Source organism: Streptomyces sp. NPDC001709 (assembly GCF_053596375.1).
In genome coordinates, this window is the sequence record NZ_JBSFGB010000008.1 from 168,862 (window position 1) to 184,389 (window position 15,528).

A 15,528-nucleotide genomic window follows, 5' to 3' on the forward strand; every position below is an offset into this window, starting at 1 on the left:
GGCTGGCCAACATCAGCGCCAATATCTACGAACGTTCCGGTCGTGTCGACCGAGCATCCACGCCGGGCCGACGAGGTCCTCGAGGCGGCCGCCGGCCGCCGGCCGCCCGGTGAGTGTGGCCTTCGACCCGATCGGCGGGAAGCTGGCGGAGAGCCTTCTGGACCTGTTGACGCCGGGCGGGAAGCTGGTCAGCTACGGGCAGATCGCCCAGGAGCCGATCTCGGTGCACGCGTCGAAGCTGCTGCACAAATCGCTGACGCTGCAGGGCAAGAACATCGGCCGGTGGCTGTCCGAGGTCTCCGCCGAGAGGCGGGCATCCGACGTCGCCGCCGCGAAGCTGATCGCGCTGGCGCTCAAGGACCAGTTCGAAGTGGCCGCCACGTACGGCCTCGGCGCACTCGCCGACGCCGTTGAACACGTAGTACGGCCAAGCAAGGTCGGCACCGTCCTCGTCCGCCCTTGGTAGCTGTTTCGGATGGGACACCCCGGGCCCGCGGCGCGCATCTGCCGAGCGGTGACCGGCTCGCGTCCGTGTCACGGCCTACGCGACCCGCTGCCACCGAGCGTATCGGCGCATCGGGCTCAGGTTGCGCCCCGGCGACGTGCACCGCACGCTGCTCGTATGGACCGCCCCCCGGAAGGCAGTTTGCTGCCCATACTGGTGACGGGCGCGGCGGGTAGCGTCGGCGCTGTCGGACGAACCGTGGTCGAAATTCTCCGGCAACGGGACCTGCCCGTGCGAGCCATGGTGCGTCGTGACGACGAACGGGCGGAGGCGCTGCGCGCGACGGGTGCCGAGGTTGTCGTCGGAGACCTCACGCGTGCGGGCGATGTGGGTGACGCCCTGTCCGGTTGCGGACGGATGTACTTCGGCATGGGCGTATCGGCGCGGTATCTGGAGGCTGCCCTGACGGTGGCGGCCGTGGCGCGTGCGTACGGGCGCCTGGAAGCGCTCGTGAACATGTCGCAGCTGACCGTCTCCGAGATGGACCTCACCAGCGACTCCGAGTCTGTGCAGCAGCGGCACCACTGGCTGGTGGAGCAGGTCCTCGGCTGGTCAGGCCTGCCCGTCGTCCAGATCAGGCCCACCGTGTTCATGGAGAACCCGCTGTTCCGTGTCGGCTTCTCCTCGATCGCGAAGGACGGAAGCATCAGACTGCCCTTCGGCCAGGCGAAAACCTCCCCCGTGGCGGCCGGGGACGTCGCCGCGGTCGTGGCGGAGATCCTGGCCGATCCGTCCCGGCACACCGGCCGCGTCTATGAGCTGACCGGCCCCCGCTCGGAGGACATCTCCGCCATGGCGGAGGAGGTTTCCACAGCTCTGGGCCAGCCGGTCAGTTACACCGACGTCGGCCTGCAGGAATGGATCGACGACGACCTCAGACCGCTGGGGCTGCCGGACCACGTCTTCCAGCACATCTCGACCATGGCTCGCCTTCACGCGGAGAACCGATACGACCGCAAGGCGGACGGCGTCGAGCAGGTCACAGGGCGGCCTCCTACCGGGGTGGCCGAATACGTCCGTGAGAACCCCAGCCTGCTCAGTCCCTGAAGCCGAATCCTCGCGGACGGACGGCGCCGACGGAGTGGTTGTGATCATCGAGGACGTGCCCGTCGGCTCCGCATACGCGCCTTCGGTGACATGGCTCGGTTTCCAGATCAGCGCCGCCTACCCGGACGCGGACGTCTATCCCCACCGGTGTCCTCACCCGCGCCGACGGTCAGCCGCACGGACCGGCCATCCAACGGGTTCAGTGGCAAGACAGCCCCGCCATGCAGGTCTCCCGCCGGTCCAACCGCCTGGACGCCGCCGTGGAGCACGCCGCGCTCAAGGCCGTCGGATCAGTCATCCACCGCCCTCGAACTCGCGAACGACATCTCCAAGATCCCCGCCAGAACGCCCGCTGCCGCTGGTGTACGTCCACGGGGAACCTCGGACGCGGCGCCAACGGAGAACTCGCGGCCCGGCAGGCGGCAACCACTCGAGCGTGAATTGGAGCCACCACCGTTGCCGTGCCAACTGCCGTGTCACGGCTCGGCCGCCCGGTCTCGCTCCCAGCTCATTCCGGTGCCAACTATCCCTCTTTTGTGCCAACTAAAAATCCTCGTCACAAGGCCCTAGCGCCGTACCCTCGGCATCCCCAGGCCGATCCAGGAGATGATCTCGCGCTGGATCTCGTTGTTGCCGCCACCGAAGGTGAAGATGACCGCCGAGCGGTAGCCGCGTTCCAGCTCGCCGTGCAGGACGGCACCCGCCGAGCCCTCCTTCAGCGGGCCCGCCGCTGCGACGATCTCCATGAGCCAGGCGTAGGCGTCGCGGCGGGCCTCTGAGCCGTAGACCTTGACGGCGGAGGCGTCCTGCGGGGTGAGCGTGCCGTCCTGGACGGCGGTGACCATCTGCCAGTTCAGGAGCTTCATGGCGTCGAGCCGGGTGTGGGTACGGGCCAGCAGTCGGCGCACCCAGGGCAGGTCGGCGACCCGGCGGCCGTCGGCGAGCTTGGTCTCCCGCGCCCAGCGCTGCACGTCGTACAGGGCGCGGATGGCCATGGTGCCGTGTGCGGCGAGGGTGACGCGTTCGTGGTTGAGCTGGTTGGTGATCAGCCGCCAGCCCTGGTTCTCCTCGCCGACGCGGCGGGAGACCGGGACGCGGATGTTCTCGTAGTAGCTCGCGGTGGTGTCGTGGGAGGCGAGCGTGTTGATGACCGTGCAGGAGTAGCCCGGGTCGGAGGTGGGCACCAGCAGCATGGTGATGCCCTTGTGCGGCGGGGCGGCGGGGTCGGTGCGCACCGCGAGCCACACCCAGTCGGCGGTGTCGCCGTTGGTCGTCCAGATCTTCTGGCCGTTGACGACGTACGTGTCGCCGTCCCGTACGGCCCGGGTCTTCAAGGCGGCCAGGTCGGTGCCGGCGTCCGGTTCGCTGTAGCCGATCGCGAAGTCGATCTCGCCGGAGAGGATGCGCGGCAGGAAGTACGCCTTCTGCTCCTCGGTGCCGAAGCGCATCAGCGTCGGGCCGACCGTGTTCAGCGCCATCAGCGGAAGCGGTACGCCCGCCTGTGCGGCCTCGTCGAAGAAGATGAACTGCTCCATCGCCGACATGCCGCGCCCGCCGTACTCCTCGGGCCAGCCGACGCCGAGCCGGCCGTCCGCGCCGAGCCGGCGGATGGTGTCGCGGTAGAACCGCTTCTGCGCGGCCGGGTCGGCGTACCGGGCGTAGGCGTTGTCCGGGACCAACCGGGCGAAGTAGGCGCGCAGTTCGGCGCGCAGTCGCTGCTGCTCGGGCGTGTGGTCGAGATGCACGGCGCCTCCAGGCTCCCCAAGGGCGGTCCTGACGGCGCACACCGTAGAACGTGTTTCAGAAATAGGGAATGACGCGCCACGGGGGAATTCCGTCGGATCGCGCGGAGCGCTCGGCCGGGCCGGCCGTCACGCGAGGCTTCGCAGGAACTCCGAGCAGGCGTCGGCGCAGGTCCGGCAGGCGACCGCGGCCGACTCGGCGCCGGGCTGCCCGTCGAAGGCGCGGGCACACTCCAGGCAGACCGAGCGGCACCAGTCCAGCCGGATCCGGATCTCCCCCTCGTCCTGCCGGCTCTCCTCGCCCAGCACACGGCAGGTGGCGTCGCACACCTCGGCGCACATGATGCCGAGTCTGCGCACCCGCTCCTGACGCTCGGTGCCGTCCGGATCGGCGAGGCTCGCGCGCACCGCGCAGGCCCGGGCACACTCCGTGCACGCCTGCGCGCAGGCGAAGCGGTCTTCCAGGAACCGGTAGAGCTGCTGCGAAGTCGGCGTTGTCACACCTTGCGGGTAGCCGGGGCGCGGGGGCGCAAACCAGTGTCGTACGGGGCCGGAGGCGCCCCGGGCCGGGCCCGGAGGCGGCTGCGGTGGAGCCGGTCGCCGTACGTCCGCCGCTCGTCACGCATAGTGTCCGGTTCGTCCGCTTCTGGGTGGGGTATCCCTGTCCTATGAGTACCGCATCGATGCAGCTGGCCGCCGCGAGCGGCCTGATGAGCCTCGTCCTGTTCATCGTGGCCGTGGCCGTCCTGGCACTGCTCGCCGGCGGCTTCTGGATGACCTCCCGCGTCAAGTACAGCGAGTCCCCTCGGCCACGGCCCGAGGAACAGCCCAAGCTGCCGCCGGAGGGCCCGGTGGGCGAACTGCGGGAGAACAGGGAATCCCAGGAGATTCCCCGGACCGCCAAGGGGGAACGCCCGCTCACCCCGTACGAGCTGAGCAACATGGACACCAGGCCGAGCGCATCGAAGGATCGTCCGCGCTGGAGCCGGGGTTCCAGCGGCTCGTTCGGTGGCGGCGGGCTCGGCGCCCACTGAACCCCGCCCCCGACCCCGACCCCGACACGATCGGCCCGGCCCGCGCCGGTCCGCCGTACGCCCCTAGGAATCCTTCCGGGTGGCGTCCAGGCGGCCGACGCGGGCCACGTTCTGCCGGTCCTCGGGGTCCTGGCTGGCCTCGGCGGCGAACCAGGCGTCGAGGATCTCCTTCAGCACCGGTTCGGAGGTCAGGCGCAGGCTCAGTGCGAGGACGTTGGCGTCGTTCCAGCGGCGGGCGCCCTCCGCGGTGACGGCGTCCGTGCACAGCGCCGCGCGTACGCCGGGCACCTTGTTGGCGGCGATGGAGGCTCCGGTGCCGGTCCAGCAGCACACCACCGCCTGATCCGCGGCGCCCTCGGCCACGTCCCGGGCGGCCGCCTCCGAGCAGGCCGCCCACTGCGCGTCGGCGCCGGGCCGCAGCGCGCCGTGGGTCCGTACCTCGTGGCCACGGGCCCGCAACTCGGCGAGGAGGAGACGCGCCACGGGTTCGTCCATGTCGGAGGAGACGGAGATCATCATGAGCGGCTGTGTCCTCTCGGGATCCTCTCGGGAGGGCTTCTACGCTATCCGACGCTTCACGCCATGCCCGAGGCTCAGGGGCTCGGGGACTCAGGGGCTCAGTACGGCGATGCGGTTGGCGGGACGGCAGGCCGGTGGGGTGATGGCCGCCGAGTTGTGGTTCAGCCAGGCCAGCCAGCTCAGCAGGCCGGGCAGCGTCTGCGTGACATGGGTCAGCTGGCGGGTGGTGCGGATCAGGCCGACCGTGTCCGTGGCGGCGGCCCCGAGGATGTGCAGCGCGGCGCCGTACAACGAGCCGCACGCGCTGTCCTGCATGCCCAGCCGCCGCATGGTGCGCCGCCGCTCCGCGTCGCTGTCGCGCCACACCCGGTACATCGCCTGCCGTAGCACGGTGGTGGCCGGGTCGTGACCGGTCAGGGCACGGTGGACGGTCAGGGCCACCCGCTCGGAGACCTTGGCGGACGTGGCCCGGTGGCGGACGTAGGCGGACACCCGGCTCTCGCAGTCGGCCAGTGCCTCGGCGTCGAGCAGCCCCATGCTCATCCCGATGCCGGTCAGCGGGTGGGTGGAGCCGACCGCGTCGCCGATCAGCGCGGTGCGGCCGCAGCCGTAACTCGTGCGGAGGCGGCAGCGGTTGGCCGACCACTGCACCCGCCCGGTGTGCAGGGCCCGGTTCAGGGCCGCCGCAGTTCCTCGGAGACGGCGCGGTGGTAGCCGTGCCAGAGGTAGTCGTACGGCGCGGGCGGCCGGGGGTGGGTGAGGGGGACGTCGAAGCAGAGCCGGATACGGCTCGGGGCGATGTGATAGGCGAGCACCGGGCCCGGCCCGCCGAGCAGGACCCGGCCGAACCCCGGCTCCCCCAGTTCCTCGTCCTCCAGCAGCACACCGGCCGTACGGGAGGGTGTGATGTGCCGGTCGGCGGCGCCGAGGAACTCCCTCACCTGGGAGGAGCGGCCGTCGGCGCCGACCACGACATCGGCTCGGAAGCGGTGGGTGCGCCCCCGGCCCCGGCCGTTGGTCTCCACCCGGCCCTGACCGGTGACGCGAGCGTGCACGCCTCTGACGAACTCCACCTCCGGGCGGTCCTGCACGGCCTGCTGGAGTCTGCCGAGCAGCGTGTGGTGAGGGATGCTCAGACCCGTGACACCGTCCGGGTAGGGCAGGGCGATGGACTCGCTGCCGTCCGCCGGGTACACGGTGAACCCCGTGCCGCTGACGCCGTGGCCGGCGAGGTCGGTGATACCCAGCCGGCGGAGCACGGCCCCGCCCGCCGGGTGCAGCCACTCACCGGCCAGCCGGGCCGAGGGGGCACTCGTGGAGTCGAGCACCACGACACGGGCGCCTCTCCGGGCGAAGGCGAGGGCGGCCGCGCAGCCGGCGATACCGGCGCCCACGACGACGACATCCGGATCGGACTGAGCAGCCTCCAACCAGACGAAGGGGGTTCCCTGCCGCCATCCACTCATGGCGGCAGGGGCACCGCACGTGCTGAGCAGGGCCGTCGCGCTCGCGTACGCGCACCGGCGGGCTCCGGAATACGGCGTGGGAATCGGGTGGGTAGCGTTTCGCGTATCCGCTGCCCGGCGGCCCGACGCCGCTGCCCCGGCGAACGGGGTGTGCCCCTTGGCGCAGGCCGTGGTCCGGCTCGACGAGGCGCGAACCGGAGGAGAGGCCGATGTCCGCTGCGCCGACCCGTGCGTCGTCCGGCACGGCGCCCCTCGTGTCCGGCGCCCTGCCGCTGGTGGGACATCTCCCGGAGTTCGCCGACAACCTGGTCGGCCTGCTCAGGCGGGGCTATGCCGAGCACGGCCGGCTGTTCCGCCTGAAGCTGGCGTCCCGGCAGGCGGTGGTCCTGCTGGACCACGACGACCGCGAGCGGTTCTTCTCGGAGCCCGAGGAGTCGCTGTCGGTGGCCCAGGCCTACTCCTATCTGCGGCCGGTGTTCGGGCCGTTGTTCTTCTTCGTTCGGGGCGAGTTCGAGCTGGTGAGTGTGTGCGCCGAGCTGAACGCGCAGCGCCGTCTGCAGGGGGGGTGCGCCGGACTTGCTGCGGGAACTGAGCACGAGCCGGTACGGGGACGGCGGGCCGGTGCCCGATGGCGTGGTGCTGACGCAGCCCCTGACAGACGGTCAGGCAGTTCACCCGCAGTTGGGCACCCAGTGTGGTGCCGGAGTCGGCGATCTCCTTGCGGAGGAGGGCGAGTTCCCGCCGGAAGGCGTCGTGGATCAGCTTCAGGGCCGTTCCCCGCGAATCCGTGGCCGGCCTCGGCAGGCCGATCGGCTGGAGGGCGACCACGGGCCCGCACGCTCCGGGGCACACTTCCGCGGCGCGGGCGAGGGCACGCTCGCCCCGTTCCCCCTCCAGGACGACGGCCCGCGCGTCGTAGGCGAAGACGCCGTCCTCGACCCCGGCCCTCGGGTCGGCCGACACGTCACGCAGCCAGGCCGGGGGCCGCGACACACCCTCGGCGGTGGCGAAGACCAGATGACGGTCGGCGCCGTCGAGGAGGTAGACGAGCGGGGTCGTACGCGGAGCCCCGGACCCCGCGTCCACGGTGGTCAGCAGCAGCCGGACGTCCTGGTACCGGCCGCCGACCCTGCCGCCGTTGGCACGGAACTCGTCGATGACCCGCCGGTACTCGACCGCCGGGATCACGGATTCGTCCGGGAGTTGCACTGGCGCGCCGGCTTCACGGTGTCGAGAGTGCGTCGGCTCGGCACACCGCCGCATCTTCGGCCGCAGGCCTCCGCTCCAGCGTGGGTACGGGAACGCGCCCACCGCGAGCGGGGGCGCCGGGTGACTGCGCCGAAGGGGTGGTGATCGTGGCGGAGCGGCCAGGCATCTCCCGTGCCCCTCCGGGGCGCTCACGGCTGGTCGGGGCGCTGTTCCGGCGGCACGGCGGCCTGGCGGGCCTTGGGCTCGCCGCTGTCCTCGGGGGTGCCACCTCCCTTGGCACTGCGCCGTTGTCCGGGCTGCTGCGGATGGGACGTGCGCCGGACTCCCGCCAGGCGGTGCGTGGTGCGTGCGGGGTCCGGGGTCCCGGGGCGGCGCGGCCCACCCACCCCGCCCTCGGGTCGCGGGACCGAACCGGACACCGACCGGTGGAGGTGTTCGAGGGCGTCGAGGAGTACCGAGCGGTGGTACCAGCTGAGCCAGTTCGCTGTGTCGGAGGCCAGCAGACCGAGAGCCTCGGCCTGGGCGGCGGTCGGCCGGTGGCCGGCGTCGGGCCAGTGCAGGGTGATCACGCCGGTGCAGGAGCCGGCCGCGGACAGCACGGGGATGCTCTGCAGGGCGCCGGTGCCCGTGGTCAGCAGGACGCGCCGGGACTCCTCGGAGAGCAGCGTGTCGGCGGCCACGTCGGGCACGCTCACCCGGCGTCCGCGCAGCCGCGCGACCGCGTCGGCCGTGCCCTCGTCGCGGCCGCGCACGAGGTGGTCGAGAAACGTGTCCGTGCAGCCGTGGTGGGTCTCCGGTACGAGCGCGTTCACGGCCGGGTCGACCAGCAGTACATATCCGGCCGGTGCCCCCGCGATGGTCAGCGCCTCGTGCAGCGCGGCGTCGATCATCTGCCGCCGGTAGCGGGGGTCGCGGCCGTCGCGGGCCAGGATCCGCAGTTGTGGCAGGGGCAGGGGGCGGCGGCCGGGGAACCACACCTCGCCGTCCGGGGGCCGGGCCACCACCACTGCGGAGACCAGGACGCGCAACGGCACGTTGAACCGCTGCGAGGCCTCGAGCAGCGCGCGGAAGGCGCTTCCGGAGTCCGGCAGGCCGTAGCGCACCATGAGCACGCCCTGCGCCATGCCGATGACCGGGGCGGTGCACACCCGGGCGCGCAGTGCGCGGACCTCCTTGCGCAGGTCCTCGTAACCGGGCCGCAGCGGATCCGCCATCTGCGACCGCCAGGCGGGCAGCTCCTCCACGCGGGAGGCACCGCGGGCCAGCTCTCGCAGCGCCTCGTCGAGGGTGGCGTAGAGCTGGACGCCGCCGAGGCGGGCGAGATGGACCGCCTCGCGCACTCCGGGCCGGGCGCGGACGATGATCAGGTCCGGGCGCCCGGCGCGGGCCCGGGTCGTCTCGCTGAGGGCGTGCAGCACGGCGGCACCGCCGAGCTGCACGTGAGCCATGTCGAGGACGGGCCGCAGACCCGCGCGGTCCGCCTGGTCGAGATGGCCGCGCAGCTCCGCCGCCCAGGACTGGGCTCCCGCGGCGTCGAGGCTGCCTGAGATGCGCAGCAGCAGCGCTCCCTCGGCGGGCAGTCCCTCGACGACGGACGACTCGATGACGAGCGGGGCCGTGGCGGCGGGCGGGTCGGAAGAGGGTTTCATGGCATCACCGGACAGGACGTCGCGACGGACTCGGGCGGCCGCTTCCTGACCACTGCGTACGGTAGGTGCCCGGCCGCCGGCCGCGCCATCCACCGCGCCGGGCGGGGCGGCCGCCTCGCTCACCAACCGGTGCCACCCGGCCGTGGGCCCGCCCGTCTGCGGGCCTCCAGGGAGTTCAGGGCGGACGCCATCGTGGCGTACACGCGGACGCCCGGCAGTCGTGCGGCGCGCAGGGCCTCGCGCACATGCGGCCGGGGCTGTACGACGGGCAGGGCGCGGCCGGAGAAGGCGAGGGTCCCGGTCGCCCGGTCCACGGCCCGCACCGCGGCCGGGCAGGCGAGGTACACCTCGGTCATGTCCAGCACGGGGTGCTCGTCGGCCCTGTCGGCCTGGGCGATGTGCTCGGCGAGCGTCTCGGAGAACTCCAGGGCGTTGGAGGCGTCGACCGTGCCCCGTGCCTTCAGGACGCTGACCGCGCCGGCCTCGGGCCGTTGCTCGTGCACGGTCTGCAGCAGCAGCGGGGTCGGGATGCCGGGGTGGACCCGGGCACGGGACAGCTGACCGTTTTCCATGGGGATCGGACTTCCTGGGTGGGGAAGGACCAGCCAGCCGCGTCTTGACCGGGAGTTCACTGTGCCTCCGGCCCCGCGCTGACGCAACGATTCTGCTCGGGCGTGTCGCGGCTCGGGCGGCTTGGGCCGCCGTACCGCCGGGCGGGTGAGGTGCGGAGCCCGCTCGGTGCGGCCGGCGCGCGCCGCAGGTCCGGCGGTACCGGATCGCGCCGGCGCGGCGCCCACGGCCGTACGGCGGTGGCGTGGGCGGACGCGCCCCGTGGAGGCGGCGTCGCTCGATGCGGCGACCGGTGCGGTACGACCGTGTAGCGCGGCGTGCCCGGGGCACTCGGCGCGGCGACGGCAGGCCGCCAAGGGGCCGCCGTGATGTCTCGCAGGAGGTGACGACATGGGGCACGGTGGAAACGTCATCCAGGAGCTGACGACCGATCACCGTGAGGTCGAGGAGCTCTTCGGCCGTATCGAGGCGCTGCCGCCCGGCTCCGGGAACCGCAAGGACCTCGCCGACCAGGCCACGATCGAGCTGGTGCGGCACTCGGTCGCGGAGGAGGCCTATCTGTACCCGGCGGTGCGCGAGCATCTGACCGGCGGGGACGCCATGGCGGACAAGGAGCTCGAGGACCACGCCAAGGCCGAGCGGATCATGAAGGACATGGAGGACCTGCGGGCGGACGATCCGCAGTTCGACACGCTCATGGCACGGCTGATGAGCGAGATCCGGGCCCATGTGAGGGACGAGGAGCAGAACCTCTTCCCCAGGCTGGAGGCCGCCTGCCCCGCTGACGCGCTGATGAAGCTGGGCGACAAGGTACGCCGCGCGAAGAAGACGGCTCCCACCCGCCCGCACCCGTCGGCACCGCACACTCCCCCGGCCAACAAGCTGCTGGCCCCGGGAACCGGCCTGGTCGACCGGATGCGCGACGCGCTGTCGGGGCGGGGCAAGGAGGGCTGAAAGCCGGGGCCCCCGCCCCCCGGCCCCGGCTCCTCAGAGCCGGGGCCGCACTCGGTCCCCGGAACGGGGCCGACGGCGGGCGGCTCGGCGCAGGAGGCGGAACGCCTGGAAGAGGGTGAGGGGCCACAGCAGCGCGAAGCACCACAGCACGGCGGGGTCCGAGGTGCGTACGCCCATGACGGCCACGAACGCCGAGGCGATGCCGAGCAGCGCCACCGCCGCCGGCAGCCACACCTCGCGGTGCGCGTCGCCCATGCGGCACGCGAACCCGCGGTCCTGCCGGAGGTCCGTCTCGATCTGCATCAGTACGCGCCGTTCGCGCGGCGACAGCCGTACCTCGTCGTGCATCTCCCCCATCTCCCGGTCGTCCACGGCGACGGCACCTCCTGCGCCGATCGGCGGCTTCCGTCCCCGGACGCGCGAGTTCCCTCGACGCCTCGGCCTCATGTACGCACACCGGATTCCTGTTCCGCGATGAGCCCGGTGCCGGAACTGCGGCCAAGAGCCAGGCCCTTTGCACACTGTGCGCTTCCGCCCCATTGTGTTGCGCCTTGCGGCCCCTTACTGTTCGACTTTGCCTGAGTCTGTTCGATGTTGATTGCTCAGGCGGTATGGAGGCCGCAATGCGGAGTAATCGGATCGGTTCAGAAGCTGCGAGACCCAGTCACCGTCGGTGGTGGAGAGCGGTCTTCGCGACGGCCGCGACCATCGCCCTGGCCGCCGGCATGACCGCGCCCGCCGCCGCGCAGGACGTCGGCGGGCACCCACCCGCCGCCGCTCCTGCCGCAAGTCCAGGGGCGCACACGGTGAGTCTCGACGGCTACTCGTTCCGCGTCGACGGCAAGCGCACCTACCTGTGGTCCGGCGAGTTCCACTACTTCCGGCTCCCGAGTCCGGACCTGTGGCGCGACATCTTCCAGAAGATGAAGGCCGCCGGGTTCAACTCCACGTCCCTGTACTTCGACTGGGGGTACCACTCGCCGAAGCCGGGCGTGTACGACTTCAGCGGGGTGCGTGACGTCGACAAGCTGCTCGACATGGCCCAGGAGGCCGGGCTCTACGTGATCGCGCGCCCTGCGCCGTACATCAACGCGGAGGTCGACAGCGGCGGCCTGCCCGGCTGGATGACCACCAAGGCCGGGCACAACCGCAGTGACGACCCGCAGTTCCTGAAATACGCGGACGAGTGGCTGACCCGGATCGACCAGATCATCGCCCGGCATCAACTGACCAACGGCACCGGGTCCGTCATCGCCTACCAGGTCGAGAACGAGTACTACAACGGCTCGGCCGCCGGCCGCTCCTACATGAAGCACCTGGAGGACAAGGCCCGCGCCGACGGCATCACCGTACCGCTGACCGGCAACAACAACGGCACCTTCAACTCCGGCACCGGCGCCCTGGACGTCGACGGACCGGACTCCTACCCGCAGGGCTTCAACTGCTCCAACCCCTCGAAGTGGAACGGCGTACCCGACATCGGCTACGACCACCCGGACGGCAAGCCGCTGTACTCGCCGGAGTTCCAGGGCGGCGCCTTCGACCCCTGGGGCGGGCCGGGCTACGACAAGTGCGCCCAGCTGATCAACGACCGGTTCGCCGACGTGTTCTACAAGCAGAACATAGCCGTCGGCGCCACCGCGCAGAGCTTCTACATGACCTACGGCGGCACCAACTGGGGCTGGCTGGGCATGCCGGAGAACTACACCTCCTACGACTACGGGGCCGCGATCCGCGAGAACCGCCAGCTCGATCCGAAGTACTACGAGGACAAGCTGATCGGGTACTTCACGCAGTCGGTCGCCCCGCTGACCAAGACCGAGGCGATCAGGGCCACGCCGCCGGACGACTCCGCGGTCGTCGACACCGCCCGGATGAACCCCGACACCAAGACGCAGTTCCACGTCCTGCGGCACGGGAACTCCACGTCCACCGCGGTCGACAAGACCCACATCGCGCTGGACTTCAACGCCCAGCCGTCTTCGGACACCACCTACACCTGGGACGACCCCGACTCCGCGCTGCAGTACACCGGTTCGTGGTCGCACGTGGCCGACCAGAGTTACACCGGCGGCGACTACAAGCACACCGAGTCGTTCTCCAACAAGGCCGGTGATTCGGTCACCGTCCCCTTCGACGGCACCGCGATCCGCTGGATCGGCTCGAAGACGAACAACCATGGCTACGCCGACGTCTATCTCGACGGCACCAAGGTGGCGACGGTCGACGACTCCGGCGGCGAGAACCAGGCGGTGATCTTCCAGAAGACCGGGCTGACGCCGGGGGCGCACACGCTGAAGATCGTCGTCAACGGGAACCACAGCTCCGGGTCCACGGACGACTATGTGTCCGTCGACGCCATCGACGTGCCGACGGCCGCCACCGCGACGCCGACCTACCCGGTCGTGCCGCAGCAGCCGGGGACCGCGATCACCCTGGACGGGCGCGACTCGCACGTGATCGTGGCGAACTACCGGCTCGGGGATGCGCAGCTGCAGTACTCGACCTCGGAGATCATGACCCACGCGACCATCGGCGACCGGGACGTCGCCGTGCTCTACGGCGACCCGGGCAGCGACGGCGAGACCGTGCTGCGCTACTCCGCCAAGCCCACCGTGACCAGCAGCGGCGGTACGGTCACGACCACGTGGGACGAGGCCACCGGTGATCTGCGGCTGAACTACCCGCACAAGGGCCTGATACGCATCAGCGTCAGCGGCGGCGGGAAGCGCCCGCTGCAGCTGCTCGTCGGCGACAAGGCCACCGCGGAGACCTTCTGGCGCCAGGACACGGCGACCGGCCCGGTGCTCGTGCGCGGCACCCACCTGCTGCGGACGGCGACCAGCCTCGACGGCGGCCACACCGCGGCGCTCACCGGCGACAACGCCGATGACAAGAACATCGAGGTGTTCACCGCTGCCGACCACGTCACCTGGAACGGCAAGGCATTGGACACCCGGGCCACCGACGCGGGAAGCCTCACCGGGAAGATCCCGGTCGCCGGCCCGATACACCTGCCGACACTGACGAACTGGAAGCATGCCGAGGAGTCCCCCGAAGCGACCCCCGGTTTCGACGACTCCAGCTGGCAGGTGGCCGACAAGACGACCACCAACAGCGTCTCCGGCAGCAACTCGCCGCCCGTGCTCTACGCGGACGACTACGGCTTCCACACCGGCAACACGTGGTACCGCGGCCGCTTCCGCGCCACCGGCAAGGAGACCGGCATCCACCTGGTCTCGGACTCGGGCGGCAACGCGCAGGCGTTCTCCGCCTGGCTGGGCGGCACCTTCCTGGGCAGCTCCACCACCGGTAGCGCCGACTTCACCTTCCCGGCCGGTTCGGTGAAGTCCGAGGGGGACAACGTCATCTCCGTGCTCACCGTGAACATGGGGCACGAGGAGGACTACGACGCGACCAACGGCAACAAGACGGCGCGCGGCCTGACCAGCGCCTCCCTCGTGGGGGCGCCGCTGACCACCGTCACCTGGCGGCTGCAGGGCGTACGAGGCGGCGAGGACCCGCAGGACCCGGTGCGCGGCCCGCTCTCGACGGGCGGCCTGTACGGCGAGCGGGCCGGCTGGTCCCTGCCGGGCTACCCGGACGGCAGCTGGAACCGGGTGTCCCTTCCGACGGCCGACACACGCCCCGGGGTCTCCTGGTACCGCACCGACGTCAACCTGGACCTGCCGCACGGTCAGGACACCTCGCTCGGGCTGACGTTCACCGACGACCCGTCACGCAAGTACCGTGCCACGATCTTCGTGAACGGCTGGCAGGTCGGCAACTACGTCAACTACCTCGGCCCACAGCACACCTTCCCGGTCCCGGGCGGGATCCTGGATCCGAACGGCCGGAACAGCATCGCCATCGCCGTGTGGAACCTGGACGGCAGCACCGGCGGACTCGGCAAGGTCTCGCTCACCGACTACGGCAGCTATGCCTCGTCCCTCCGCGTCGCGCAGAACGACAGCCCGCGCTACGACCAAGGGAAGTACGCGATGCCGAAGCGTCCGGGAGCGGATGTCACCCTGGACGTGCCGAACACCGCTCAGTCAGCACAGGCTTTCGCGGCCGAGGCCACGGTGCGGGTGCCGAAGGACCGACCGTCCGCCACCCGGCTGACGGCCTCGATGTCCGCGCCCGAAGGCTGGAGCGTGAGTGCCACGAGCCCCACGTCCGTCAAGCGCGTGCAACCCGGCGCATCGGCCACCTTCACCTGGAAGGTCCAGCCGCCGGCCGGGAAGCTGCCCTCCGCCTCGGCACTCACCACCACGGTGCACTACCTGCAAGGCGGACGGCAGGCCGCCGGAGGTGACGAGCGCATCGTCGGCGGGATCCCCCCGGCTCCGCCGACCGGGAAGAGCGCGGTGAGCGACCTGCCGTTCCTGTCGTCCACCAACGGGTGGGGCCCGGTCGAGCGCGACAGCAGCGTCGGCGAACAGGCGGCCGGGGACGGCCGGCCGATCAGTATCGCCGGCGCCGGTTACGCCAAGGGCCTGGGCACCAACGCGGTCAGCGACGTCGAGCTCTACCTCGCCGGAAAGTGCTCTCGTCTGACGGCGGACGTCGGTGTCGACGACGAGACAGGTGGCGCGGGAACGGTGACCTTCTCCGTGGTCGCCGACGGCAAGACCTTGGCGACCACGCCGACGATCCGCGGCAAACAGGCCGCGGTGCCGGTCGACGTCGACGTCAGCGGCGCCCAGGTGGTCGACCTCAAGGTCGGTGACGCCGGCGACGGCAATGGGAACGACCACGGTGACTGGGGCGTGCCGACGCTGACGTGCGGCTAGCTGCGCGGCTGACGGACGCCCGCAGCTGCCACCCAGG

At 71.4% G+C, this 15,528-nt stretch carries 14 protein-coding genes; 5 read left to right on the forward strand and 9 right to left on the reverse strand.

The window, feature by feature from the left end; all coding sequences use genetic code 11:
- Positions 1–115: 115 nt before the first annotated feature.
- Together ACWC0C_RS15070 and ACWC0C_RS15075 are read left to right on the forward strand one after the other, a co-directional pair.
- Positions 116–466 (forward strand): hypothetical protein, encoded by a 351-nt coding sequence (locus ACWC0C_RS15070; RefSeq protein WP_450864290.1) that lies wholly within the window; start codon positions 116–118, stop codon positions 464–466.
- Positions 467–622: 156 nt separating this feature from the next.
- The gene (locus ACWC0C_RS15075) at positions 623–1,552 is read left to right on the forward strand and encodes an NAD(P)H-binding protein (protein WP_450864292.1); all 930 of its coding nucleotides are present in this window, start codon (positions 623–625) and stop codon (positions 1,550–1,552) included.
- A 566-nt stretch (positions 1,553–2,118) separates the two neighbouring features.
- Here ACWC0C_RS15075 and ACWC0C_RS15080 read toward each other — a convergent pair.
- Positions 2,119–3,297 carry an acyl-CoA dehydrogenase family protein gene (locus tag ACWC0C_RS15080; protein WP_449196240.1) on the reverse strand — a complete coding sequence of 393 codons (1,179 nt, stop codon included), beginning with the start codon at positions 3,295–3,297 and terminating at the stop codon, positions 2,119–2,121.
- Positions 3,298–3,423: 126 nt separating this feature from the next.
- Positions 3,424–3,795: a ferredoxin gene (locus ACWC0C_RS15085; protein WP_449196239.1), complete on the reverse strand. Its 372-nt coding sequence runs from the start codon at positions 3,793–3,795 to the stop codon at positions 3,424–3,426.
- Positions 3,796–3,962: 167 nt separating this feature from the next.
- Between ACWC0C_RS15085 and ACWC0C_RS15090 the strand changes: the two genes are divergently transcribed.
- Complete coding sequence (locus ACWC0C_RS15090) at positions 3,963–4,328, forward strand: DUF6479 family protein (protein WP_450864293.1); 366 nt, start codon at positions 3,963–3,965, stop codon at positions 4,326–4,328.
- Positions 4,329–4,391: 63 nt separating this feature from the next.
- Here the strand turns inward: ACWC0C_RS15090 and ACWC0C_RS15095 are convergent, their stop codons facing one another.
- The 6 genes from ACWC0C_RS15095 to ACWC0C_RS15120 all read right to left on the reverse strand — a co-directional run bounded on the left by ACWC0C_RS15095 (position 4,392) and on the right by ACWC0C_RS15120 (position 9,743).
- A complete protein-coding gene (locus ACWC0C_RS15095; protein ID WP_449196237.1) occupies positions 4,392–4,847 on the reverse strand; it encodes an RpiB/LacA/LacB family sugar-phosphate isomerase in 456 nt (151 codons plus the stop codon).
- Between the two features lie 90 nt (positions 4,848–4,937).
- Entirely contained in the window at positions 4,938–5,498 is a 561-nt protein-coding gene (locus tag ACWC0C_RS15100) for an FAD-dependent oxidoreductase (protein ID WP_450864295.1), read from the reverse strand.
- A 23-nt stretch (positions 5,499–5,521) separates the two neighbouring features.
- Positions 5,522–6,313, reverse strand: coding sequence for an FAD-dependent oxidoreductase (locus tag ACWC0C_RS15105; protein WP_450864297.1), 792 nt, complete (start codon positions 6,311–6,313; stop codon positions 5,522–5,524).
- 318 nt (positions 6,314–6,631) lie between these two features.
- A complete protein-coding gene (locus ACWC0C_RS15110) occupies positions 6,632–7,576 on the reverse strand; it encodes a nitroreductase/quinone reductase family protein (RefSeq protein ID WP_450864299.1) in 945 nt (314 codons plus the stop codon).
- A gap of 134 nt (positions 7,577–7,710) precedes the next feature.
- Entirely contained in the window at positions 7,711–9,171 is a 1,461-nt protein-coding gene (locus ACWC0C_RS15115) for an ANTAR domain-containing protein (RefSeq protein ID WP_450864301.1), read from the reverse strand.
- 119 nt (positions 9,172–9,290) lie between these two features.
- The gene (locus ACWC0C_RS15120; RefSeq protein WP_449196232.1) at positions 9,291–9,743 is read right to left on the reverse strand and encodes an STAS domain-containing protein; all 453 of its coding nucleotides are present in this window, start codon (positions 9,741–9,743) and stop codon (positions 9,291–9,293) included.
- 388 nt (positions 9,744–10,131) lie between these two features.
- On the opposite strand from ACWC0C_RS15120, the gene ACWC0C_RS15125 reads away from it, so the two are divergent.
- Entirely contained in the window at positions 10,132–10,695 is a 564-nt protein-coding gene (locus ACWC0C_RS15125; protein WP_450864303.1) for a hemerythrin domain-containing protein, read from the forward strand.
- Positions 10,696–10,728: 33 nt separating this feature from the next.
- On the opposite strand, the gene ACWC0C_RS15130 is transcribed toward ACWC0C_RS15125, so the two are convergent.
- Positions 10,729–11,067: a DUF3040 domain-containing protein gene (locus ACWC0C_RS15130; RefSeq protein WP_450864305.1), complete on the reverse strand. Its 339-nt coding sequence runs from the start codon at positions 11,065–11,067 to the stop codon at positions 10,729–10,731.
- 251 nt (positions 11,068–11,318) lie between these two features.
- Between ACWC0C_RS15130 and ACWC0C_RS15135 the strand changes: the two genes are divergently transcribed.
- Entirely contained in the window at positions 11,319–15,491 is a 4,173-nt protein-coding gene (locus ACWC0C_RS15135; RefSeq protein ID WP_450864307.1) for a beta-galactosidase, read from the forward strand.
- Positions 15,492–15,528 lie beyond the last annotated feature (37 nt).